Source organism: Larkinella fluvii, assembly GCF_051857545.1.
Classification (GTDB): Bacteria; Bacteroidota; Bacteroidia; order Cytophagales; family Spirosomataceae; genus Larkinella.
In genome coordinates, this window is record NZ_JBPZHB010000005.1 from 94084 (window position 1) to 119053 (window position 24970).

23 protein-coding genes are annotated in these 24970 nt (G+C 51.6%); 20 read left to right on the forward strand and 3 right to left on the reverse strand.

The window, feature by feature from the left end; translation table 11 throughout:
- Positions 1–4 precede the first annotated feature (4 nt).
- The 12 genes from ACS5NO_RS13910 (at position 5) to ACS5NO_RS13965 (ending at position 8266) form a co-directional block, all read left to right on the forward strand.
- Entirely contained in the window at positions 5–625 is a 621-nt protein-coding gene (locus ACS5NO_RS13910) for a PD-(D/E)XK nuclease-like domain-containing protein (protein WP_439415709.1), read from the forward strand.
- Positions 626–769: 144 nt separating this feature from the next.
- Positions 770–1006, forward strand: coding sequence for a hypothetical protein (locus ACS5NO_RS13915; RefSeq protein WP_439415710.1), 237 nt, complete (start codon positions 770–772; stop codon positions 1004–1006).
- A gap of 252 nt (positions 1007–1258) precedes the next feature.
- A complete protein-coding gene (locus tag ACS5NO_RS13920; RefSeq protein WP_439415711.1) occupies positions 1259–1555 on the forward strand; it encodes a hypothetical protein in 297 nt (98 codons plus the stop codon).
- Between the two features lies 1 nt (position 1556).
- The gene (locus tag ACS5NO_RS13925) at positions 1557–1790 is read left to right on the forward strand and encodes a hypothetical protein (protein WP_439415712.1); all 234 of its coding nucleotides are present in this window, start codon (positions 1557–1559) and stop codon (positions 1788–1790) included.
- A 112-nt stretch (positions 1791–1902) separates the two neighbouring features.
- Positions 1903–2637, forward strand: coding sequence for a DUF6166 domain-containing protein (locus tag ACS5NO_RS13930; protein ID WP_439415713.1), 735 nt, complete (start codon positions 1903–1905; stop codon positions 2635–2637).
- A gap of 245 nt (positions 2638–2882) precedes the next feature.
- A complete protein-coding gene (locus ACS5NO_RS13935) occupies positions 2883–3230 on the forward strand; it encodes a hypothetical protein (protein ID WP_439415714.1) in 348 nt (115 codons plus the stop codon).
- A 73-nt stretch (positions 3231–3303) separates the two neighbouring features.
- Positions 3304–3615, forward strand: coding sequence for a hypothetical protein (locus ACS5NO_RS13940; protein ID WP_439415715.1), 312 nt, complete (start codon positions 3304–3306; stop codon positions 3613–3615).
- A 482-nt stretch (positions 3616–4097) separates the two neighbouring features.
- The gene (locus ACS5NO_RS13945; protein ID WP_439415716.1) at positions 4098–4433 is read left to right on the forward strand and encodes a hypothetical protein; all 336 of its coding nucleotides are present in this window, start codon (positions 4098–4100) and stop codon (positions 4431–4433) included.
- A 372-nt stretch (positions 4434–4805) separates the two neighbouring features.
- Positions 4806–5078 (forward strand): hypothetical protein, encoded by a 273-nt coding sequence (locus ACS5NO_RS13950; protein ID WP_439415717.1) that lies wholly within the window; start codon positions 4806–4808, stop codon positions 5076–5078.
- A 152-nt stretch (positions 5079–5230) separates the two neighbouring features.
- Positions 5231–7120, forward strand: coding sequence for a heparinase II/III domain-containing protein (locus ACS5NO_RS13955; RefSeq protein WP_439415718.1), 1890 nt, complete (start codon positions 5231–5233; stop codon positions 7118–7120).
- A 219-nt stretch (positions 7121–7339) separates the two neighbouring features.
- Positions 7340–7582, forward strand: coding sequence for a hypothetical protein (locus tag ACS5NO_RS13960; RefSeq protein WP_439415719.1), 243 nt, complete (start codon positions 7340–7342; stop codon positions 7580–7582).
- A gap of 63 nt (positions 7583–7645) precedes the next feature.
- Positions 7646–8266: an SOS response-associated peptidase gene (locus tag ACS5NO_RS13965; RefSeq protein WP_439415720.1), complete on the forward strand. Its 621-nt coding sequence runs from the start codon at positions 7646–7648 to the stop codon at positions 8264–8266.
- A gap of 170 nt (positions 8267–8436) precedes the next feature.
- On the opposite strand, the gene ACS5NO_RS13970 is transcribed toward ACS5NO_RS13965, so the two are convergent.
- From ACS5NO_RS13970 to dinB, 3 genes are read right to left on the reverse strand one after another with little or no spacing between them, the layout of a single operon-like run.
- A complete protein-coding gene (locus ACS5NO_RS13970; RefSeq protein WP_439415721.1) occupies positions 8437–11391 on the reverse strand; it encodes a DNA polymerase III subunit alpha in 2955 nt (984 codons plus the stop codon).
- 20 nt (positions 11392–11411) lie between these two features.
- Positions 11412–11858 carry a YopX family protein gene (locus ACS5NO_RS13975; protein WP_439415722.1) on the reverse strand — a complete coding sequence of 149 codons (447 nt, stop codon included), beginning with the start codon at positions 11856–11858 and terminating at the stop codon, positions 11412–11414.
- 19 nt (positions 11859–11877) lie between these two features.
- The gene (dinB, locus tag ACS5NO_RS13980) at positions 11878–13056 is read right to left on the reverse strand and encodes a DNA polymerase IV (protein ID WP_439415723.1); all 1179 of its coding nucleotides are present in this window, start codon (positions 13054–13056) and stop codon (positions 11878–11880) included.
- Positions 13057–13278: 222 nt separating this feature from the next.
- Here dinB and ACS5NO_RS13985 point away from each other — a divergent pair, with 222 nt between their 5' ends.
- The 8 genes from ACS5NO_RS13985 (at position 13279) to ACS5NO_RS14020 (ending at position 24828) form a co-directional block, all read left to right on the forward strand.
- Positions 13279–14088 carry an XRE family transcriptional regulator gene (locus ACS5NO_RS13985; RefSeq protein ID WP_439415724.1) on the forward strand — a complete coding sequence of 270 codons (810 nt, stop codon included), beginning with the start codon at positions 13279–13281 and terminating at the stop codon, positions 14086–14088.
- 15 nt (positions 14089–14103) lie between these two features.
- On the forward strand, positions 14104–14424 hold the full coding sequence (locus ACS5NO_RS13990) for a golvesin C-terminal-like domain-containing protein (RefSeq protein WP_439415725.1): 321 nt from the start codon (positions 14104–14106) through the stop codon (positions 14422–14424).
- Positions 14425–14613: 189 nt separating this feature from the next.
- The gene (locus tag ACS5NO_RS13995; protein WP_439415726.1) at positions 14614–15345 is read left to right on the forward strand and encodes an IS1 family transposase; all 732 of its coding nucleotides are present in this window, start codon (positions 14614–14616) and stop codon (positions 15343–15345) included.
- A gap of 582 nt (positions 15346–15927) precedes the next feature.
- Positions 15928–16959 (forward strand): FecR family protein, encoded by a 1032-nt coding sequence (locus ACS5NO_RS14000; RefSeq protein ID WP_439415727.1) that lies wholly within the window; start codon positions 15928–15930, stop codon positions 16957–16959.
- A 165-nt stretch (positions 16960–17124) separates the two neighbouring features.
- The gene (locus ACS5NO_RS14005) at positions 17125–20559 is read left to right on the forward strand and encodes a SusC/RagA family TonB-linked outer membrane protein (RefSeq protein WP_439415728.1); all 3435 of its coding nucleotides are present in this window, start codon (positions 17125–17127) and stop codon (positions 20557–20559) included.
- Between the two features lie 24 nt (positions 20560–20583).
- Positions 20584–22029 (forward strand): RagB/SusD family nutrient uptake outer membrane protein, encoded by a 1446-nt coding sequence (locus tag ACS5NO_RS14010; protein ID WP_439415729.1) that lies wholly within the window; start codon positions 20584–20586, stop codon positions 22027–22029.
- Positions 22030–22188: 159 nt separating this feature from the next.
- Positions 22189–23490 (forward strand): mandelate racemase/muconate lactonizing enzyme family protein, encoded by a 1302-nt coding sequence (locus ACS5NO_RS14015; RefSeq protein ID WP_439415730.1) that lies wholly within the window; start codon positions 22189–22191, stop codon positions 23488–23490.
- A gap of 15 nt (positions 23491–23505) precedes the next feature.
- A complete protein-coding gene (locus ACS5NO_RS14020; protein ID WP_439415731.1) occupies positions 23506–24828 on the forward strand; it encodes a mandelate racemase/muconate lactonizing enzyme family protein in 1323 nt (440 codons plus the stop codon).
- Positions 24829–24970 lie beyond the last annotated feature (142 nt).

The window sequence follows — 24970 nt, forward strand, 5'->3', positions numbered from 1 at the left end:
GTATATGGACTACCGTTCAATCCCCCGCATTTCCAATTCGGACCTTACCGAGTTCAAAAATCACCTGTTTGGTTATTCCGACAAAAAGCCGGTCAAAGCCTTTGCTTTCGGTACGGCTTTGCACAGCCAGTTGCTGGAACCCAAAACCGCCCCCCCGATCCCCGCAGACGTCGACGCTGAATTGCTCCGGTATTTATCGGAACGGGTCCGGAAGCACCGGTTTTGCCGATGGGTTTTGCAGTTTTCCCGGAAAGAAAACCTGAACCTGTTCACCGATCCGGATACGGGTTTAGACTGCAAATCCAAAATCGACATCCTGCACAAAAACCGGCTCATCGTGGATTTCAAAAGCACCAGCAGCCGTGATTACCGGAGCTTCCTGGAAACGTGCGTAAAATACGACTATGACCGACAGGCGGCTTTTTACCTCGACAGCATCAGTGCCAGCCGGTTTGTGTTCATCGGAATCCAGAAGGTTGAACCCTACGACCTGTTCTATTTCGAGCCGACCTGTGCCCCGCGATTAATCGCCCAGGGACGTAAAAAGTACAAAGCCCTGTTACGGGCCTGGCAGCAGCAGAATTACCTGCCGGCCAGTTGGGGAAAGGAGGAAACGGCCTCATGATTTTCAGCAACCTGATTATTCTCATTGGACTAGTGGCGCTGGCCACCTGGCTGATGCGCGGAGAGGACCGGGACAATTACCGGAAACGTCGCTGATTCATTCACCGGAGCCGGATCAATACCGGTTCCCCTTTCCAATACGCTGATGATTGAAGCCTTATATTGCCACAAAAAACCGGTATTCCGGTTCTGGACCGAACGGGCCGACGGACAGAAAAAACACGCCCTGCACACCGATCCCGCCCAAATGGTGGAGGAAGCCGTTCAATGGCTGGGCGTCTACGAAGACCAGTTTCCCGGTATGAAAACTCCCGCTGCCCGACTGGTTTTATATGACTGGTACACCCTCTGGCTCTACGAGAAATGCAACGTGATGATTTGACAAATTCGGGCGGCTGGCAACGGCCGCCCGAATGCCAGCCCCGGCCCGCAAAACCCGCCCTCCCACCCAACCCGTCGCGCGGGTTCACCAGGCCTAAGCGGGTGCATAGGTCCGGAAGCGGTGCCCGCGGGCGCGACAGCTTGGTAATTGATTATCGCGCGCCCTCCAAAGGTTTGTAGAGTCATCGGCCGCGCTCCAAAGGTGCCGCAGGCGCATGCAGTAGTTAATTTTTCACCCTCAAAACACAATCCCATGGAACCGACATCAGAAAACCAGTACCAGACTCAAAAACCGGCCACTCCTCCGACCCGGCAATGGGCCGTTGGCGATTTGTACAAAGGCTTGCATCAGCAGTATTTGATTCTTGCCGTCGACCCGGACGGACATTGCCGGGTTCTGGACCATTTTGGACATTGCGACTGGATCAAACCGGTTGGCGACTGGAACCGCGTTCACAATACCGGTTTACACTATACGTTCGAAAGCAGGGAGCAGGTAACCCGTGATTTTGCCACCGGTTTTTTTACGCCCTACTTTGAAATTCTGTGAGATGACACCGAAACACTGGACGAAGTTTTTGCCCGAAGCCGGATCGATCAAGCAGAATGGCGATGAACAGGAAAGACGGTTGCAAAAGATTGCCGATTTAAAGCAGCAGCTTAAGGCCCTGCAACAGGAATACAAAACCGTCGATCAGCAGATCTATCAACTGGCCACCCATCCCAATTACTGGACAGCCGAAGAGGTTGCCAAAGCAAAACGAAAGGCAGCAGCAACAAAATAGCCGACCCAGTTTATCAAATCACCGGTTTTGACTTTAGTATGCAAACTTTTTAATACATTCACTCCAGCCGGTTTCTACCGACTATAAGCAGAAACCGGTTCAGATTAAACGCATGGAAGCACCCGTATTTCAGTTAGAGAAAACGTCGTTCCTCATCGCTGGCACGAATGCAAATGGCGAGAACCAGCGGCTGTTCGTTGATGGCATCGAAATCCTTCCTGATGAAAGCCAGCAGATCCGCAATCATTCACCAGACGGTTTTAGCTGGGGGTATGGCGGTTCCGGTCCCGCGCAGACGGCATTGGCCCTTTGTTTACACCTGTTCAAAAACCGCCATGTGGCCGAGGTCCTGTATCAGGATTTCAAAGCGGTTTTCGTCAGCCGCTGGAAACCGGCGGGTTTGCCGTTCGAATACACCATCGATGTAGCTGATTTCCTGATCGAGCACCGCGACCGGCTGAAACTGGCCTTGGAGCGGGAAGAATGGGAGCGGGAGGATGCCGAATGGATGGAACTGGAAGAGGACGAACCGGAAACGTCGGCAACTAAAAACCGCACCGTGCCGGTACCGGCTCACGATTGGCATATTGGCGACCTGGTGTATATCAATCATTCTGACTATTTGTGTAACGCCCTGGTTTATCATATATATAATCGGGGCGACGGAACCGAAGGAATAAGCCTGATTACCGAAACCGGGAACGATACCGGTGGCTGGGAACCGGCCATGTGGAAGTTCATTGAATTCCGCCATCACACCGGTTTGCTGTACGAATTCACCAACGTAGCGCGATTACGGCGGGATTTTGAGCGAGGGTATTTCACCCCGTATTTTGAGATTCTATAGAGATACATGAGCCGATCCGGATGCTATTGGTAGCATAATGACTGCCGGCAAGGATGAGACCGAACGACTGCTAAAGGAAACGCGGTTCCAGCATTACCGCGAAAAGTAACCCGGACTGGTGATAGACTAAGCTTCTGCAGCCTGTTGATGAACGATCAATCAAATTCTTTCAGCGGAATGGCCTATTTTTGATACTTTTAGGAACCGCAGCCAGAAATGCGAATTGACATGAAAACTTTTCGGGAATGAGTGATCCGATTGACGTTAAATGGAGTGATGAAGCCTGGCTGACCTTCCAGCGACTACCCGCCGATGTGCAGGCAGATTTACGCAGCCAATTGCCTCAACTAACCACGAAATACAAACCGCTCTATATCAACCGGCCGACTTCCGCACAGGTGGTTGGCACCGTTTCCCATTTTCATGCTCCCGACTGGACGATATGGCTTCGGATGGATAGCGATTATGCGGAAATAGACGACCGCCCTACGCTGTTTGTGAACCAGTTGGACGAGCTATCGGCCCAGGAGTTCGAACAATCCGTAGCCGCAGCCAAAACGATGCCCGGACGCATGAATCCACCGATTCGCTGAACAATACAAGTTCAATTTATAGCTGAAAGAAAGACAAACTGCTTTTTTTGAGAATTCTAATCCCTGATCGCTTATGGAACACGCTAACGAATTACTGGCCATTGAATGCGTGAACGCGCTATTCTGGAATTATACGGGTGACGATATCCGGGAACTGAAAACCCGGCACCGGGACTTTGCTCATGTCTGGACGCATTATATTGAAGACCTGAGCGGTCAGGAATCATTTAACATGCTTTGGGAATGCTGGATGATCAAATTCAATGTAGAGACTAAAAACGGTATTGTCGCCTATGCTTTGGAGAAGTACAGCGAAGAGAAGCGGGAAGCGTTGGAAAGTGCTTTTGCCATGAGCAAGTTGATGAAAAAGAGGGCTTTTGAATAATGCCATACACTCCTCTGAAAGGGAATCGGCCGATGTTACACCTGCTACCGCGCAGGTGGAGTCTGGTCGCTTACAAGAAGGGTTACCCTATTACCTGAAACAGAATCTTGACAATGGCCCGGTGCAGTATTACAAGGGGCCTGGCATTCGCGGAATGGCAGGATTTCACCGACGTGAAGATGCGGAACGTTGGGCGGCCCGCCCGGCAAACCGCTTGTATCACGTTGAAGAATCCCAACGACCCATTGCCCACAGTTGGTTCAACAAACTAAAATGGCCCGGCTCTACTCACCCAACCAGATCAAAACCGCCTTGAACGGATTCTGATCCGGGCGATACACAACGAGCACCCGAGCGGGATTCAGGATTGAACGGATGCCTGCAACAACAATCGATTTAACTCAAAGGTGTAAATGAGTTTTTGAGTAAATGAGTACCAACCGAATCGGACGCATAGCGATACGAATCATTATTGACCCTTTATGAATAACCTCGAAACCCACTGGTCAGATGAGGCCCGGCTTACTTTTGATCGCTTACCGGTAGAGGCTCAGGCAGCCCTGATTCAACAGTTCCCGGCCTTTGTTGCCAAATACGCAGAGCTGTGGGCCAGCCGACCAGTTGGCACTCCCGCCGTCGGCTCAGTTTCCCATATGCAACTCCCCGATTGGACGATCTGGCTGCGGATGAACATTGATTATGAGGAAGATGAAATGGGGGCCACGTTGTTTATCAATGAACTGACTGAACTGATATACAATGAGCTTGAGCAATCTGTGGCAGCAGCCCGGCAAATACCCGCCCGAATCAATCCATGAATTTTTCATGAAGAAGTGATCGCATGCGGGCAGGGAAGTCAGGACATACGGTTCACGTCCAGGAACCTGGATACTCCCTGATAAGAGCTTATCGGAGGGAAATTATCAAAGACTAATGGTCAATTAACCTCGTAGAATCATGGAACCCAAGTACTTTTATTTCTCAGCATCTTTTCAGGTTGGGTTAAGACATTCCAATGGCGCTTTTGGTGCAACCTTTGACCGATTTCCAACTCGTGATGACCTGCATAACCTAATCAAAAGCAGCGAACCTGGTGCTCACAATATTGTCGTTTTGTCAATTTGCGAAATGGCTAAGGAAAATCTAATCGGGCTAATGCCCCCAAATGTTAATTAACCCTCCCATTTCGTATGAAATACGACCTCACAAAACAAGAGCGGGATAAACTGGTCGCCTTTCTGGACTCGAAAATAGACAACTGGATTCGAGATCCTATGTACTTTGACTCTCAACCTCCTACCTGGATGGATTGGGTTGAGAAAATTCTGGAGAGGCTAAAGGCCAACCCGGACAAATTACAACTCTCGCTACGCCCCTGGGAGGTCAAGGATCTTGGAAGTGTGCGAGACCTGGACACTGCAATGCCAGAATTAAGCAGCTTTCTGGATGAAGAACCCGGCTGATCGACACAGGGAAGTTGCCCGATTGGCTCTCAAAGCGCTTATAAAGCCTTAGTAATTAAAACCGGCAACATAATCAATGTATATATGTGAGTAAATCGAGCCTAGAAAAATCTTCTATATGACCTAAGACCTTAACTTGCCGAGAAGAAGCCATGAAAATTCTGGCAATTTTCTTACTACTTTGGATTGGTACTCGCCAAACCTCAGCGTATGCACAAATGGATTCCATCAGTGCAGCCGTGATTATTTCTGAGCACCCAAGAATCCTGCTTCGTCAAGGCGAAGAACAAGCCCTCCTTCAGGCTATTCAATCCGATTCCGGCCTACGGCTTATTCATCAAGTTCTTTTAGCCCAGTGTGACAGCCTGCTCCTGACTAAGCGCACCGCCCTGAGTTCCATGCGGGTGGGGCGTATGCAACATAGCGACGTCCGGGAGGCCCTACGGCGGCTTTTTGCCTTGGCCTACAGCTGGCGATTGACGGGCCGGCCGGACTATTTTGACCGGGCAAAACATGAACTCTGGATGGTACTCATTGTATTCAGCAATCGGGAGCAGGTAGAACACCTGGCCGAAATCACCACAGCAGCCTCCCTGGCTTACGATTGGTTGTATATTAATTTATCGCCCCGAGAACGTGATTTTGCCCAAAAAACCATTCTCAAAAAGGGGCTTGAAGCAGCTTTAGCTCCTCGTGACAGCAACTGGAGTGTTCCCACCGATTATCAAAAACAAGTTATCAACACGGGCTTGGTTTTCGGGGCTTTAGCCATCTACGAGACTCAACCGGACCTGGCTCGTTCGATCTTAAACCGTTCGATTCGCTCCACCAGGCAATTGGTATTCCTCTACGAGCCGGACGGGGCTTACCCCTATGGCTATTCGACCTGGAGCTACGCTACCAGCTTCACGGCTTTATTAATCAGTGCGTTACAAACAGAATTTAAAACCGACTTCGGTTTGCTGGATCAGCAGGGCTTTTTAAAAACGGCTAGCTATGGACTCCATATGCGGGCGCCATCGGGCAATTGTTTCAATTTTGGGGAAACAGCGCTGGAAGCCCCCCTGCAACCCATTCAATTTTGGCTGGCTTCCCAGGCGGATAATCAGTGGGCCTTGTGGAAGGAGAAGAATAGGTTAGTAGGTAAAGCGGCAACTACCTGGCAGAAGGAAGCACTCCTGCCCGCCCTATTGGTATGGAGTAGTCAACAACAAACCCAGAATGTTTCCAGTCCAACCCCAAGCCCTGTATGGGCGGGGCGGGGTAAAACACCCGTAGCACTGCTCCGAAGCTCATGGAACGATTCAACCGCCTTATTTATGGGCCTAAAAGCGGGTACGCCCGCCCTGGCCGATGCCCATATGGATGTCGGTTCGTTTGTGGCAGAGGCTCAGGGTGTCCGATGGGCGATCGATTTGGGCCCCCAAAATATGGATTCCTTACAGCTCGCCGGGGTAGCGATCCGGGAAACCGACCCGCATTCCTCTCGCTGGCTGGTTTATCGAAATTCAACGATGGGGCATAACACTTTGGTGGCGAATTATGGCCCTCAAATGGTGACTGGATTTGCCCCCATCGTGAGTCATTCCAGTCAACCGGCCTTTCGGAATGCCATTACTGATTTGACATCCCTGTATTCGGGCGATCTGGTAAGTGCCCGGCGGGGCATCGCCATTGTGGATGGGCAGTCCATGCTTGTGCAAGATGAACTGGAAACCGGTGCGAAGGAATCGGTAGTCCGGTGGGCTTTTGTAACGGGCGCGCAGGTCGAGCTCATCGATTCGCATCGCGCTATTCTTCACCAATCGGGCCGGAAGCTCGTGGTCGCCCTGGAACCCGGTTCGGGGCTGACGCTGCGCACCTGGTCAACCGGCCCGCGTTATGAGTACGATTCAGCCAATCCTGGTACGGTGCAAGTGGGTTTCGAAACCACCATTCCCCCCCAAACGAAACGGTCCTGGAAAGTGGACTTGATTCCGGGAAACGTTTCCCCAGAAGCCGTCTCACCGATGGTTTCACTAGGTCAATGGCCCCAGAAATGAGGGCAAAATTAATCCGGTTGATTGTCAGTCCGAAATTTAAGCAATTGCAAATAACCAAATATCATATACTTGATCACGGAACAGTAAGTTGTTGTTTTGCAAAATTCTAAAGTCAAATAAACCTCCGTTTTTAAATCAAGTCCCCCTAATCCAACCCGGTCAGGGATTGGTGCATTTAGCAGTTTTTAGTAGATTGGAAGTCAGAAAAGCTCACCGTACATGAAAATCGTCACGATTCAGAATCAGAACATCGTTACCGGTGATTTTGGCCGGGTTAGCGGTAACTTAATTCTGCAATTGTTGCAACTCCACATCAGCAACGAAACCGGCGCCAGCTATAAAGACGATTGGCAGGATTACAGCATCCCGTTCGCTACATCCAGTTTTGACGGCCACCTGAGTTTTAAATTTGTTGCGGAAACCGATGACCGGCTGATCTTTCGGTATCGGGGTACGACATAGCGAAGAACAGCGGCAACACTTCGATTGATTTCTGGTTATCCTGGTGACTAAACAACTCATACAATGTGCTACACCGTCAACGCCAAAACCCCGCTCGCGGAACTGGTTGAGCAAGTCCGGGGCGCTCAGGCCCCCGACGACTACACCCCGCCCGGTCGCGTATCCGGGTTTACGCACCCTTTGCTGCCGGTCATCACCGAAGACGATCCCAAAACCATCCAGCTTTTTAAATGGGGCCTGATTCCGGCCTGGGCTAAAGAAGACAAGGCCGCCGAACTCGCGAAAATGACACTCAACGCCCGCGAAGATACCATCTTTGAAAAACCGTCCTTCAAAGACAGCATCGTGAACCACCGCTGCATTCTGCTCATCGACGGTTTCTACGAATGGCGGCACGAAGGGAAAGCGAAAATCCCGTATTACATCACCCTTTCGGACCCAAAACCGTTTGCGCTGGGTTGCATCTATTCGGTCTGGAAAGGACAGCCGACGTTCTCCATTGTGACGACGGCGGCCAACCCGATCATGGAATACATCCACAACACCAAAAAGCGCATGCCGCTCATGCTGAGTCACGAAGAGCAGCGTCGTTGGATCGACCCGGAGCTGACCAAAGCCGAAATCAAAGAGCTGATGCAGCCGCTCGACGAGTCGCTGATGAAAACGGAGGTGATAGAAAAATAAATTCTTCGTTCGTGTGACTTTTGTCGTGTTTCATCCTCTCAATAGTAAGGATGATGCTAGTTTGCCGCTAATTTCAGGTGGGGTCGTTTCTGATTTCCTCCAACCTGCCGGTTCTTGCTGAGGTAGCATCGTGGGCATAGGAAAAGGGCTGTTCAGGAAACCGGCCCGGATCAGTTCAGAAACAACCCGCTTCCTCCACCGCGCGGATCGGGCTTAAAAGGCAGTTTCACCATCGTCCGGACTTCCAGCGAGGGACAGCCAAAATCAACCACCACTTTCCCTTCCAGCCTATACATCCCCATCCCCCGGTACGGGTATTTCTCCAGACTTTGCGGAAAATGCGTCGTGTCAAAATACTCGCCCTCCTGATCCAGGAAATACCCGAACACCATCCGCTTGCCGGTTTTGGTCCGAATGGCTTTCGCCGTCATCAGGTAGCCGGTGATGACGACGATGCGCCCCTCGTGTTCGCTCAGCGTCCGGGCGGTCACACCCTGAACCGCATCCGGCAACAGCTCAAACGGCGAGCGCAGCGGAAACCCCAGCAGTTCCAGTTCATCGTAGCTGTCTTCGATCTCATCCTGCCAGAGGGGCGGCAACTGCCAAGTCATTTCCTCCAGCTCAAAAATCTCCGGCACCGCTTCGTGCTGCACGAAACTATTCACCAGCGCGTGGGCGTGCCAGAGCAGTTCCTTCTTGGTGAAGCCCAACGAACGAAAGACGCCGGTACGGATCAGTAGGATCAATTGCTCCAGTCCGGCGGGAACGCGCCGGGTGAAATCCTCCAGACTCTCGAAGGGTTGAATACTGCGCTGTTTCACCAGTTCCTGCACGACGTTCTTCTCCAGGCCCCTGATCAGAATGAAGCCCAGCCAGATCGTGTTGCCCTCGATGCGCGCCAGGTACTGGCTCTGGTGAATATCGGGGGCTTCGATCAGCGCCCCGTACCGCCGGGCTTCGTGCACGTAGAACTCGGTTCGGTAAAAACCGCCGAAGTTGTTGAGCACCCCCGTCATGAATTCCAGCGGAAAGTACGTTTTCAGGTACAGGCTCTGGTAGCTTTCCACGGCGAAAGAGGCAGAATGGGCCTTGCTAAAACTGTACCCGGCAAACGACGCAATCTGTCGCCAGACTTCTCCCGCGATGTCATCGGGATAACCCCGCTCCCGGCAGTTGGAAAAAAACGTCGCCTGGATGCGTTCAAACTCTTTTTTCGACCGCGATTTGCCCGACATTCCTCTTCGCAGCACATCAGCTTCCGCCAGATCCAGCCCGGCGAAGAAGTGGGCGACTTTCAGCACATCCTCCTGGTAAATCATCACCCCGTAGGTGTCAGCCATGATCTGTTGCATCAGCGGGTGAACCGCCACGTAATCCGACGGATTGTGATGCCGCCGGATGAATTCCGCCATCATGCCACTGGAGGCCACGCCCGGCCGGATGATCGACGAAGCCGCCACCAGCGTGGGGTAATCGGCGCACTGCAGCTTCCAGATCAGTTGCCGCATGGCCGGGCTTTCGATGTAAAAACAACCCATCGTTTCGTGGCGCAGCAGTTGCTGGCGGATTTTGGGGTCCCGCACAAACTCCTGCACCCGGTGAATGTCGACGCTGATCTGCCGGTTTTCCCGCACCAGATCCACCGCGTCTTTGATGTGGCCCAGGCCGCGCTGGGATAACACGTCCCACTTGGCAAACCCGATGTCCTCAGCCACATACATATCCCACTGGCACAGCGGGTAGCCCTTGGGCGGCAGCAGCAAAGCGGTGTAGTGGTAGAGGGGCAATTCCGAAATCAGAATACCGCCCGCGTGAACGGAGAGGTAATTCGGAAAATCCTCCAGCAGGGGCGCATACCGGAAAATAAACTTCGTGTATTCCCCGCCGACCACCGCCGTGGGATCTTTCACCAGGGCATCGATCTCCGCCTTGGGCAGCCCGAAGACTTTTCCTAACTCGCGGTAAGCGGCCCGGTCGCGGAAGGTCACGTAGGTGGCCATCAGACAGACGTGTTCCCGGCCCCACTTCTTGAAGATGTAATCCGTCAGCTCGTCGCGGTCCGTCCACGAAAAGTCCAGATCAAAATCGGGGGGCGAGGTCCGGTGCGGATTGATAAACCGCTCGAAATACAGATCCAGCGCGATCGGATCGACATCCGTGATGCCCAGGCAATACGCCACGATGCTGTTGGCCCCGCTCCCCCGGCCGATGTGGTAATAGCCCTGGCTGTGCGCGTACCGGACAATGTCCCAGGTGATGAGAAAGTAGCTCGTGAAATCCAGTTCGTCGATGACCTTCAGCTCGCTCTCGACGCGCCGGGTGGCCACCGCGTCACGCTCCCCATACCGGTCCCGCAGGCCCGAAAAGGCCAGTTTGCGCAGCAGCGCCGTATCATCGATGCGGCTGGGCGTGTAGAGCTTCCGGTTTTTGGGCGTGGTGAAATCAAAATCAAAGCTGCAGGTGGCCAGCAACCGGTTGGTGTTCTCGACGGCCTGCGGCCAGTCGGCGAAAGCCGTTTTCAGTTGCTGGGGGTCGATGAAATACTCCTCCTCGCGAATGACTTCGTACTCGGCCAGCTTCGAGAGCAGACAATTGTGGGCGATGCACCGCAGCAGCCGGTGCAGACTGAAATCGGTTTTGGTCGCGTAGGTGACGGGCTGTAGCATGACCACCTGGCCAGGTTTCAGCTTAGAGCGGTACCGCCAGAGCTGCGTGACCTCCTGGGGCCGAACGCCAACGAATTCACCCTCGGCCAGTTCCCCCAGCCGGTCCAGTTGGCGAAGCGGGTAAATTACGTAAGCCTGATCAAAGCGGGGGGCGCGGAGCGGGAAGTATTTGCCGGCCAGTAGGTAGTCCGACACGTGCCGGTTGATTTCGCAGAACCCTTCCAGATTCTTTGCCAGAACGACGTAGGCCAGGTCCTGATGATTCCGGAATTCTACGCCGACCACCGGCCGGATGCCGTTCTCCCGGCACAGTTTGACAAAGTCAAAAACGCCCGAGACGGTATTGATGTCCGTCAGCGCCAGCGTCGTCAACCCTTTCTCCACTGCCATCGTCACCAGCTTTTCGGGCGAAAGCGTGCCGTACCGGAGGGAAAAATAGCTGTGGGCGTTGAGGTACATGGCGTTGGGAAACGGGCTTATCAAGCCGCCTGGCGGTAGGACGAATCCGGAAAGTCCAGGATCAAATGCGGGTCTTCAAAGAAATTCCCCATTACCTTGACTTCACTGGCCATGATGCGGTCGAGGATTAGATAAGGAGGCAGCCCCAGGCAATTGGGCATGAACAGGCTGTAGCCACAACGGTCCGGGTGGTTCTGGACGACCCATAAATAGCCTTCACTTTCCACGATGTCATAGTCATAAATCGGGGTTCCGTCCCGGTCGGGTTGACCCACCGACAGCATCAGACGCCAGGGCGTTCCAGCCTCGTACAGTCGTTTCTCAGCCGAATTAAACGTGTTGATCAGAACCAGGGCATCTTCGAGCAAAACGACCTGGAAGTCTTCGTTCTGAGCCAACAGGGAGGACAGGTAGTGCATAGTTTGGTTCCGGGCATCCCAGACGCGGCAGTGTAAAGCAAATGACATAATGTGCAATGGTTAGCGGTTAAATTCCCAAATGATAGCTATTGGCGTGGCCGATGCGGTTTTCACCGTGTTTCGATTTGATGAGGTCGGTTTTCTGGTACAGGTTAGGCAACCTGGATTGAATCACATCGCCAGCCGCATCAAACAGACTGAGCTGCTCGGTTCCCCGCACCAGTTTGCTGAAACCCACCCCCACCAGCCGGACCAGCAGACGCCGGTTGTAAAGCGCGTTGAAGAGCTTGATAGCCGCCAGCGTGAGCTGGTGATCCGACGAGGTGGCCGGAATGGTGATCTGCCGGGTGTAGGTTTGATAATCACTGTAGCGGATTTTGACCGTCACCTTTCCGGCGCACCACCGGTCTTTGCGCAGGTCGTAGGCCAGCCCTTCGACCATCCTGCTTAGAGTTGCCTGGAGCATCTGAACATCAGTGGTGTCGGTCTGAAAGGTCAGTTCCTTCGACATCGATTTCTGCTTATCGTGTGGCAGTACGGGTGAAGGGTCGATGCCGTTGGCGCGGTCCCACAAAAAGAGCCCGGTTTTGCCGAACGTCTTTTCCATCAGCCGCCGGGGAATCTGCGCCAGCGTTCCCAGCTTCGTTACGCCCATGCAGCGGAGCGTGTGCGCCATTTTCTCGCCGACACCGGGCAGTTTGCCGACGTCGAGCTTCCACAGAAACGGCTGAACTTCGGCGGGCGCGATGTGCAACGCCCCGTTGGGCTTGCCTTCGTTGGCCGCGACCTTCGAAACGACTTTCGTGTTAGACAGCCCCCAGCTCACCGACAGACCGGTTTCTTTGGTAATGGTTTTCTTCAACTCCGTCGACCACTGCACACAACCGACGAATTTTTCCATGCCCGTCATGTCCACGTAAAACTCATCGATGCTGGCTTTCTCGACGACCGGCGCGCGCTCGGCAATCAGGTCCGTCACGGCTTTCGAGTAGGTGGTGTAGGCTTCGTAATCCCCCTTGATCACCAGCGCATCGGGACAGCGCTGGCGGGCCAGCCGCATCGGCATGCCCGAAAAGACCCCGAACCGGCGCACTTCATAACTGGCCGCCGAGACGACGCCCCGGTCCCCGGCCCCGCCCACGATGACCGGTTTGCCTATCAGCGCCGGTTGCCGCAGCCGCTCGACGGACACAAAGAAGGTGTCCAGGTCCAGGTGCAGGATTTTTCGGTCCGTTGTCGTAAGCATTGTCAGGGTGAGCGAATTAACGTCTTCTTTATAATGTAAGTATTCTTACAAAGATATTGTAAGAATAATAACATTTGCAAGTAACTATTCTTACAAAAAAATAGCCTTAGCGATATTTAGGGTGATTTTTTAGTATATGGCCTATTTACAATTGTAAATTTTCTTACATTTTTCGTGTTTGCTATGCAGAATTTTTCTATTTTTGATTATCAAATGAAGGCCATGTATCTAGCTGATAATCTGACGCTTTTGCGATCGTACTATGGGATGCCGTTAATGATTGTGGCGGGTATGGCTGATGTTACCCACCCCACGCTGGCCAAGTACGAAAAAGGAGAAACCGTGCCCCCGATGGATGTGGCAGCCCGGCTGGCGACGTATTATAAAGTTTCGCTGGACGTGCTGTATTTCCAGCCACTACGCAAACTATCCCAAAAACAACTGGAGCAACTGCTGGCCACCCCGGACCCGCTTTTCCGCGGGCGTTCGCTGCAGGTCCGGGAAGTTGTTCACACGGTTGATCAGCATAATCAGGAATTGATCGATCTGGTCCCCGTTCCGGCGGCCATGGGCTACTCGCAGGGGGGCTGGGAAAGCAAAGCGTTTATTGAGAAGCTGCCCAAATTTAACCTGCCCTTACCCAACATCAGTCCGGACCGGCTGTACCGGTTATTTCCCGCCACGGGGGATTCCATGCTGCCCATTGCCCACGGTTCGTACGTGCTGGGGGAGTATCTGCAGGACTGGTATTCGGTCCGAAACGGCATGGGGTATATCTTCGTGTTGCAGGACGGCATCGTCTTCAAAAAAGCGGTCAATGAACTGAGCGAACACCGCCGGTTCGAATTGCACTCCCTCAACCCGGTTTATAAGCCCTACCACGTTCCGGTCAGTGAAGTGCGGGAAATCTGGAAATTCACGCTGGTGATGTCCGACATTTTCCCGGATTCGGAGCCGTCCTTTGATCTGGTGGTCTCCGAGCTTCGCCGGTTGCGAAGCGGACAGGAGGAGTTATTGAAGCGCACCCAATAGGATTCAATTATCCCCATGCTCATCATTTCCGGCGAACACCTGGCCACCATGCTTCCCGGCTGCCGCTACACGGTGGTGGCGAATTCGGCCATGACCGGCAACGAAGCCCTGCTGTTCTGCCACGCCATTACGTTTCTGGCCAGCCCGAAAACAGAACTGGCGTCCATCGTTTATCAGCCGTATCTACCCGAAACCGGAAACTATAACGTCTACGGTTGGTGGCCGAACGGACCCGATTTTGCGACCAATACACCCATGATGATCCATCATGCCGATGGAAAACAGCAACTAACGGTCAATCAGCGGGCAAAGGGCGGTCAGTGGATGCTTCTGTGAAAATTCCGTTTGAGAAAGGGTATAAAGGATCGATCCGGATGAGCAATCAGGGGGCTGACGGATCTGTCGTTGCAGATGCCTTCCGGTTTGACTTGGTAAAATGAGGGGTAGTTCTTAAAAAGTAATGATGGATAACAATTAGCCACAGACGGGGGTAATTTTGGGTCGCCAAACTTAAGATTACCGGTTATGTTTCTTCAACACAACTGTCCCGACTGCGGCTCGACAAACTTAGTGAACAATGGCCATACTTATTATGGTAAAGCCCGTCGCAAATACAAACAATGTGGCCGCCAATTCGTCTCTGTTCGTCAGCGAGCCCCTTTGTCAACAGATCAAAAACGTCGGATCGAATTGCTGTTAGCCGAACCGATCTCACTGGAGGGCATTTGTCGTGTACTGGAAATTAAGGCTCATCAACTTTATGCTTACATGGACGAACTATATGCGGAAGTACCGACTGATTTAGCTTGTTCTATTCGTCAACCTGCTGAAATCGAGTTACATTGCCTGGATTGTGAGACGGATGAACTGTGGAGCTTCGTTCTCTACAAGGCCAATAAGCAGTGGGTGTGGGTTGCTCTCGACCGGGCGACCCGTCAAGTGCTCGCCGTGTACATAGGTGATCGGGGTGCCGCCGGTGCCTTTGGGTTGTGGCAGGCCGTGCCTGATACCTATCGCCATAAAGCTACTTTTCACACCGATGACTGGGATGCTTACAAGCAGATTATTCCGCCGGAACAGCACCGATTTAGTAAACAAAAAAAGCATACGAATCATGTCGAACGGTTTTTCTGCACGCTCCGGCAACGGGCTTCACGTTTAGTCAGGTTAAGTTTGTCTTTTTCTAAAAAGCTCGACCGACATATTAACTCAATCCGATTTGTGGTGATGCATTACAACCTATCATTACAAGTTTAGGACTACCAAATGAGGAAATTGGACTTGCAACAAAACACTGGACGCGGTCCCCGCCGACGTGGAATGGGACAACTCTTTAAGCAACCTGTTGGGGTTGCCCACGGTAATCGGTAAAATTGGAAAAGTAGCTTAACCCCGAATGCTTCTGTTGGTGATTGTACAGTTTGGGTAGCCCCGCAACGGTAGAGAATGATACGGATTCTTGACAGAATCGAAGTAATGAATGATCCAACGAAACCGCCTGTGAAGCTCACCGGGCGGTTTCGTTTTTCTTAGGGTTGTAATCGGAGTGGTGCGCCACTGCGACGCCGAAGCCAGAGGAGAAAGGAAGCGGGCCAGATCAGGAATTGATAACCTTTCTGAACCTACAGAAATTGGTGACATTCCCGCCGGCAAACCATCATCAAATTTGCCACCTGCAATTACTTTAGAGATAGCATCCACGGATAATGGAATGACTCACATGAAAGTAAAAAGGCTTGTTTCAATTAGTATAATCAAAAAAATAATAAAAATATTTAAAAGCGAGGTGGTGGAAGGGCTGCTTTGTGGGTAATGTAGTTGGAAGAGCACTACAAGCCTATGGATGGCCAATTGTTAAAAAAGTATTTTAGCGGAACGTGTACCCCCGTTGAAGAGCTGGAAGTCCTGAAATGGTTCAAGAACAAGAATGTTGGCTCCGATCAGGAGCAGGATCTTTACAGGATGTGGCAGGATACGGACGCTAATAAGGTTGTCGCAGACCGGGATCGAGCGGAGGTTTTTGAACGGATCATTCATTCAATCGAAGAAAAAGAAGAAATTTTCGAACCGGTTTTAGATCAGGAAGACGAGGATTCTTCCCCGGGACGAAGAAGAATGCTCTGGTGGTTTGCCGCTGCTGCAGCGATGGTGTTGATCGTAGGTCGGTTCGTATTTATAAACCCGTCGGTACAACAACCAGAAATCGCAAAGCTGTTTCAGGCTTCCGCTCCCTATGGGCAGCGGAAGATGGTCAGACTAGAGGATGGTTCCGTGGTTCACCTGCATTCGGGGAGCCGAATTACGTATCCGGAGCATTTCAAATCCGATAAACGGGAAATCGGCCTGATTGGGGAGGCCTTTTTTGAAGTGAAGCGGGATAGTTTACGCCCATTTACGGTTCGGTCCGGCCATCTGCTGACCCAGGTACTAGGAACATCATTCAATATAAAATACCGACTCAACGCTGAGCATACGGCGGTCTCCCTGGCAACCGGTTCGGTACAGATCCGGCAAATCGGAGGCAACCGGATTGGTCAAACCGCAAAACTGGTTCCCGGTGAGCAATTGATTTACACAGAAAAGCAAGTTGATTTTGAGGTCAGACCGTTCGATCGGGAGGAGATTTTCAACTGGCAGAATGGTATTCTAAGTTTCAAAAAATCATCCCTGTCTGAAGTCGTCGAAAAACTGGAAAACTGGTATGGCGTGCGGGTCGAACTGAAAGGGAAGATTCCCGGAAATAAAAACGACTGGAAATACTCCGGAAGCTATGAAGATCAAACCCTTGACAATGTACTGACGGGGATATCCTTTGTGAAGAAATTTGCCTACGAGGTCCAGGGCAAAGTCGTGATCATGAACTTTAAATAAACCGGCCGCAACCCTGATGAACTAAAAAAGAGGATAAAAAAAGTCAGGCTTCGGGAGGGAAGCCTGACCCACCAAGCCATTTAAAAGGACTGTGTTGGCGCATATACTTTTAATACGGCTTAGACTAAACTGTTTATTTAATCAAATAAATAACTGCCCAAAGTTATGAAGGAATATCTATATTATCCAATGAACTGGATGGTAAGGGCTGCTTTTTTGACGAGTTTATTCGTCTTCAGCGGTTTCAGGGCAACAGCGTCGGAGGATCAGGACTATGTCCGGTTCCGTGATACACAGATAACCCTAACCCTTAAAAATGCTTCGTTGAAGGAATTTATTCAAGTAATAGAATCCAAGACGAATTACCGATTTACGTTTGATGAACGGGATATGTCGTACGACGGCAGGATCACCATTTCGGCAACCAACGAATCCCTTCCCAAATTGCTGGACCGGATATCGGTGACGACTCAACTGGAGTTCAAGCTGGTAAAAAACAACATTCACATCCGAGTCCGGGAAACAAAATCAGCTGCTCCCACCGGAGCCGTTTCCGTACCACAAGCCCCCGGTTCTTCCCTCGCTAAAATCACGGGGAAGATAAACGACGAAAAGGGGCAGGGCTTGCCGGGTGTAACCGTGCTGGAAAAAGGCACCACGAACGGGATTACGACCGATGCCGGTGGAGAGTTTTCGCTCAATATTCAGGATGTCGGAGCGGTGTTGGTTGTCTCGTATATTGGTTACCTGACCCAGGAAATACCCGTTGGCACCCGAACCTCGTTCAACATTACCCTCGAAGCGGATACCAAAGTTCTGGAAGAAGTGGTCGTTGTGGGTTACGGAACCCAGAAAAGAAAAGACCTCACGGGTTCTGTTGGATCCGTGGATAACAAAGTGATCAAGGATTTGGGTGTCACGCGCATCGAGCAGGCCCTGGCCGGACGAGTAGCCGGGGTGCAGGTAAAGGCCACGACGGGCGAACCGGGTGCCGCTCCACAAATCCGGATTCGGGGAATCGGGAGTATTTCGGCCGGCAGTGGCCCGCTGTATGTAGTCGACGGTTTTCCGACCGATAACATCCAGACCTTGAATCCCAATGATATTGCCAGCATGGATATTCTGAAAGATGCGTCGGCAACAGCTATTTACGGATCCAGAGGGGCTAACGGGGTTGTCATCATCAATACAAAACGCGGCAAAATCGGAAAACCGGTTTTTACATTTGATACCTATTTTGGTGCTCAGAAAGCGTTACGGGTGCCGGAATACATGAACGCCCGGGATCAGGCGCAGTATTATTATGACGGCATCAAAAACCGGAACATGGACGAAGGAAGTCCCATTACCGGTGATCCTTCGAAATGGAAAGTACCAGTTCCCGTCGATGTGCTGGATGTGTTGAGTGGAAAAAACACCACCGATCACGTACCGCTGGATGGCGTGTTGCGAACGGCTGCCCAGCAACAATACCAGTTGGGAGCCACGGGCGGAAACGAAAATGTCCGGTATGCCATCAGTGCCGAATACCTCAAACAGGACGGTATCATTATCAATACCGGTTTTCAGCGGTATTCCATCCGGGCCAATATCGATGCGCAATTGTCGAAAAAACTGCTCTTGAAATTAAACCTAAATCCGTCGTTTACCGATGCCAAAGTGGTTACGGCGACGGGCGCTTCGGGGGGTGCAAACGAAGGTGTGATTGCGCAGGCAACGAACGTGCAGCCTTTTTATCCCTACAACAATCCGGATGGCTCGTACTTTATTTTCTCCCCCGGAATGTCGGCCGGCCCGACAGCTTACAATCCGGTGGCCCTGGCGAGGGAGGTGATGAACAAACAGAAAAAGTTCAGCATGCTGGGAAACCTCGGAGCGGAATATTCCATCACGAAGGATCTGAAATTCAACATCATGCTGGGGGCCTCCGCACTCAACGTGCATGGAATGAAGTTTATGCCGAAGCTTCCGGTATTTCTGGATGTGCCGGCGGTTGGAACCGACAATACCGCGATGGTCTACAATTGGCTGACGGAATATACGCTAAATTACCTCAAAAGCTTTGGGAAACATACGGTCACCGGATTGGCGGGCTACACGGTTCAGAAAGAACGATCGGAAACCAATACTTTGACCAGCAACAGTTACCCTAACAATCTGGTACCTACGTTGAGTGCAACGAGCGGTATCATTACCAATGGATCATCCGACGTATATGAATGGTCGTTAGTGTCCTATCTGGCCCGGGTCAATTATAATTACGACGGGAAATACTACCTGACGGCGTCGATCCGTACCGATGGGTCCTCGCGTTTCGGAACCGAAAACAAATACGGGGTTTTCCCCTCAGCGGCTGTTGCCTGGCGAATCTCGGATGAAAAATTCCTGAAAAATGCCCGGTTTGTCAGTGAGATGAAACTCCGGGCGAGCTACGGTGAAACCGGGAACAACAACATCGGAAACTACGAGCATTTTGCTACCATTACTTACCTGAAATACGCGATGGGTGGGGTAGCCTCTTCCGGGTTCGCGCCTGGTAAACTGGCAAATCCGAACCTGACCTGGGAGAAACAACAATCCTTAAACGTTGGAATCGATGCTTCTTTTTTCGGAAACCGGCTTACGGTGAATATCGACCACTTCCGGTCACGGAACACCGATCTGTTGCTCAATGTCAACATTCCGGCGATTACCGGTTTCAGCAACTCCCTTCAGAATATCGGAGAGATCAACAACACGGGCTGGGAGTTTGTCGCCAGCACGGTCAATGTGAACAAGGCGGTTCGCTGGTCTACGGATTTCAACATTTCGACCTATCGGAATCAGGTGGTCAAATTAGGGCCGAATGGCGACCCGATTTATGTCGGCGCCAGCGTGACGAAGATCGGCGAGCCGATCGGGATGTTCTACGGGTGGTTGACGGATGGTATTTTCCTGAATCAGGCCGAGGTGAACAAAGGGCCGGTTTTTGCCCCCGGAACGCCTACCCGATCGCGTCCGGGCGACACCCGGTTCGTAGACATCAGTGGACCCGATGGCAACCCGGATGGCATCATCGATAACTACGACCGCACCATCATGGGCAATCCCTACCCGGATTTCTACTACGGCATGACCAATAACATTTCCTACAAAAACCTTACCCTGAGCTTTTCGATTCAGGGGTCGCAGGGAAATGATGTGGTCAACATGGCCCGAAATGGAGCACTGTCGACCCGGGGCCGCATTCCGGCGCTGGCGTATCTGGGCAATTACTGGAAGTCGGAATCGGATATTGGCGATGGTAAAACCGTACGGCCTAATGACCAGCCCACCGGCAACGTGCGCGGACAGTTCAGCCAGCGGCACCTCGATAACGGTTCCTACCTCCGCGTGAACAACATTACGCTGAGTTATGCGCTGCCCAATGCGGTTTTCAGCAAGATTGGCCTCACCGCTGCCCGGGTTTATCTGAATGCGACTAATCCACTGATTTTTACGAAATATACCAACTTCAATCCAGATGTCAGCACCAGCGAAAATCCGTTGACTCCCGGTACGGATAACAATGATTATCCGTTGCCCAAGAGCCTCATACTCGGACTGAACATCGCATTTTGAACAGGTTGTAAATTCAAAACAGACATGAAAAAGATCGTTAGTCTGCTGGTTGTACTGGTTTGTACCATGTCGTGCAGCAAGGATTTTATCGAGAGAAACCCGATTTCCACGGTCAGTACGGAAGTTTTGTATAAAACCGATAAGGATTTTCAGGATGCGGTGATCGGGATTTACCAGCCGTTTCAGCCCCAATACATGAATTTCTGGCAGTTAGGTGACCTGCCCGGTGATGATACCGAGCAGCAGCATTCGGCCGCGTTTGACCTGGTGAATATGAACAATTTCATTCTGAATAGCAGTCTGAATATTCTCAGTACCAGTTGGTTAAATTATTACCAGATCATTTTCAGGGCTAACACGGTTCTGAGCAATATCGAGAAAGCGGATGTGGCTGTGGTGACCCGGAAAGACCGGCACATCGGGGAGGCAAAATTCCTCCGGGCGATGGCTTATTTTGATCTGGTTCGACTGTTTGGCGACGTTCCCCTGCTTTCTGCCCCGATCAGTGCCCTCGAAGCCGCTCAGAAAGGCCGGGATAAAGTCGATGCGATTTATGATGAACTCATTATAAAAGATCTGATAGAAGCGGAAGCTAAACTGCCGGAAAAATACACTGGTGTGGACGTTGGCCGGGCCACCAAAGGAGCGGCAAGGGCTCTGCTAGGCAAGGTGTACCTGACCCGGAAGGATTTTGTCAAAGCCGAAGCCAAGCTGAAGGAAGTGACCACAATGGGCTATGCCTTGCTCCCAAATTTCAACGATTTGTGGGATTATACCAAGGATGAACACCATTCCGAATACATTTACGACATTGAATACGTAGACGGTGGACAGGGACTGGGCAGCACATTCTCCAACGCTTTTGCCCCGAACTTGTCGCAGATCATCAACTTTTTTGGCCTCAGAGGGGCCGGTGGACAGAATGGTTCGCCCACGGAAGGTTTGTTTTCGCTATATGCGGCTACTGATAAGCGCAAAGCCATATCGGTCTCACGTGTAATCGATGGCCTTGTCGACAAAAACGGAACGTTTATACCCATGGTTCCGATCGATGCCACGACGTACACCAGGAAGTATATGACAACACTGATCAATCCGAACGACAGCAAGGCGAACTGGAAAGTAATCCGCTACGCCGATGTGTTGCTGATGTATGCCGAAGCTTTGAACGAAAATGGCAAAACCACCGAGGCTTTAACCACCTTGAATCTGGTCCGTACGCGGGCGGGTGTGCCGGTTTTCACCGGTTTGGCACAGACCGAAACCCGGGATAAAATCTACACCGAAAGACGACTGGAACTGTATCTGGAAGGCCACCGGTGGTTTGATCTGGTGCGAACAGGCCGGGCATTGACGGTTTTGCAAACCCAGGGAATCAAGTCGTACATGACGGTTTTTCCGATTCCGTTAAATCAGATCCAGGTAATTAACAACCCAACTATTTTCCCCCAGAATCCGGGCTACGATTAACCGTGTTTTCCAGCGGTTCCACTCGAACCGTGTTTTTAAATCGAGATTCATCGCTATGCGCAGGAAGTTCTAACCTGAGTGTTCAGGACTCTATTTGCCTGGAAAAACCGTCAAAAACTGATGCGTCAGGTAACTGACTGTCAACTAAAATCGTAAACCATGAAATCAAATAGACGAAAATTTATAAGTTCCGCTGTGGTGGGGGGGCTTGCTGCTACTGGAGTGCCGTTTTCATCGTTGGGTGCCGACCTGAAATCAGCCGGTTCCATGCCCACCGATCTCCAGACCCGCTACGATTATCTGGATGAGGTGGTGAAACGACCCGTTTTTAGAAAAGAACTGTTTTCGTCCCCGGTTATTCTGGAAACCATCGAGTTACTACGCGATCGGAACAATTTTCTGGTTCGGGTACGCTCCAAAGAGGGGGCTGTGGGAATTGCCGCCGGACACGGAAGCCAGAACAGCAAAAGCTGGCCGGCTTTTGAAGGGATAATGACCCGGTTTCTCGGAAAAGACGCCCGCGATTTGGACAAGCTGGTGCCCGGCGACAGCGGCAAAAGTGGTGGCATTCCGTTTAACTCGCAGGTTGCGATTCTGGAATTTGCCATTCTGGATATGATGGGAAACCTGATCAAAAAACCGGCTGGCGAGCTGATCGGGAAAATCGTCAATCCCATGATTTCGGTGTATCAGGGTTCGAGGGTGGTGGAACTGCGGCAGCTTCCGCCGGAAGAGTCACTGGAAATTGTGAAAAAAGACTTGCTGGAAAGCAAAGCCAAAGCCATCAAAATGCGGGCCGGTGGCGGGGGTATTCTCGATGGCGATAATGCGCCCGGACGAACCGAAAAACTGCTCAAAATGGCCCGCGAGACTTTTGGCGATCAGATGGTGCTGGGCTGCGACGGTAATGGAAACTATACCCGAAAAGGCGGCATTCGAATGGGAAAGGTATTGGAAGAATACAACTATTCGTGGTGGGAGGAAATGGTGCCGTTTGGTCAATATGACGACCTGAAACACGTAAAGGACGGATTGCGAATTCCAATTTTTACGGGCGAATCAGAAAGCCACATCAGCACGTTTCGCTGGCTGATTGCCAACGATGCCTGTGATGTTGTACAGCCTGATCAGCTCTATTTCGGCGGCATGATCCGGTCGATGAAAGTGGCCCGGATGGCCGAGGTTTTCGGCAAAACCATTGTGCCGCACATCACCCAGTATGGTTTGGGCTACCTCTACATGCTCCACTTCATCTCGGCCTGTCCCAATGCCGGAAAATACCAGGAATTCGATCTGTTTTCAACCCGGGATGCCAACGGTAACAACATTCCGATCGTCTACAAATCCGGCGACCCGATCACCAGTTACGACGGCGTGCTGAAGGTGCCGACGGGTTCGGGCTTGGGCATTACCATCGATCCGGAATATGTCAAAAAACACAAGGCTCTAAAGAATTGGTAATCAATGCATAAACTCATGAAAACAAATCGACGGAATTTTATTAGTACGGCAGTGGCCGGTGGTTTGGGCGCAGCTTCCCTGCCGTTATCGTCTTTCGGGAGCGCGCTCAACGAATCGGGTTCGATGCCGATGGACCTCAAAACCCGGTATGCCTATCTGGATCAAGCACTTGAACGTCCGGTTCTTAAAAAGGAACTGTTTTCGTCTCCGGTTATTCTGGAAACCATCGAACTACTCCGGGATCGGGAGAATTTTATGGTCCGGGTGCGCTCGAAAGATGGCGCGGAGGGATTGGCGGTCGGTCATACCGGGCTGAACCCCAAAGGGGGAGGAGGGCAAAGTGTTCGGAACTGGCCGGTTTCGAAATTTTTGTTCGATGCGTTTCGGGGGAAAGACATGCGCGATCTGGACGCTTTGATTCCGGGCGACAGCGGCAAAGGCGGTGGTGTCCCGTACAACATCGCGCTGGCTACCCTCGAATTTGCAATCCTCGATATGATGGGCAACACAGTGAAAAAACCGGTCGGAGCCTTGATCGGAAACATTGTCAATCCGATGGTGAAGGTCTATCAGGGGAGCCGCATGCCCGAACTGCTTTCCCTGCCACCGGAACAATCGCTGGAAATTGTCAAAAAAGATCTGGAAGAAACCAAAGCCAAAGCCATCAAAATGCGGGTTGGCCTCGCCGGACAATTAGACAAAGACAGCAAGGCCGGCAATGAAAAACTGCTCAAAAAAGCCCGCGAAACCTTTGGCGACCAAATGGTTTTGGGCTGCGATGGGAACAATAAGTTTACGGTAGATGGCGGTATTCGCATGGGCAAAATCCTGGAGGAATACAACTATTCCTGGTGGGAAGAAATGGTACCGTTTGGTTGGTATGACGAATTAAAAATGGTAAAAGAAGGACTTCGGATTCCCATCTTTACGGGCGAATCGGAAGGCTACATCAGCACGTTCCGTTGGCTGGTTGCCAACGATGCCTGTGATGTTCTGCAACCCGATCAGTTGTATTTCGGGGGCATGATCCGGTCGATGAAAGTGGCCCGGATGGGAGAAGCGTTCGGGAAAACGATGGTTCCGCACATCACCCAGTACGGTTTGGGCTACATCTATATGCTGCACTTTATTTCGGCCTGTCCCAATGCCGGGACGTACCAGGAATTCGACACGTTCTCAACCCGCGACGCCAATGGCAACCAGATCCCGATCGTCTACAAATCTGGCGACCCGCTGGTTAGTTACGATGGCGTGTTGAAGGTGCCGACCGGTTCGGGCTTGGGCATTACCATCGATCCGGAATATGTCAAAAAGCATAAAGTAGTGAAGGAGTGGTAATTCCGTGAATTATCGAAAACTTTCTGTCAGGAAACGGATCCCGTTTAGTTTTTGAGTTCAGCTTTTGCCGGTGGTATCGGCGCAAGACCGTCGATACCACCGGAGACTTCCTAAGTGGTTTCAGTACGCTAATACAACCTGA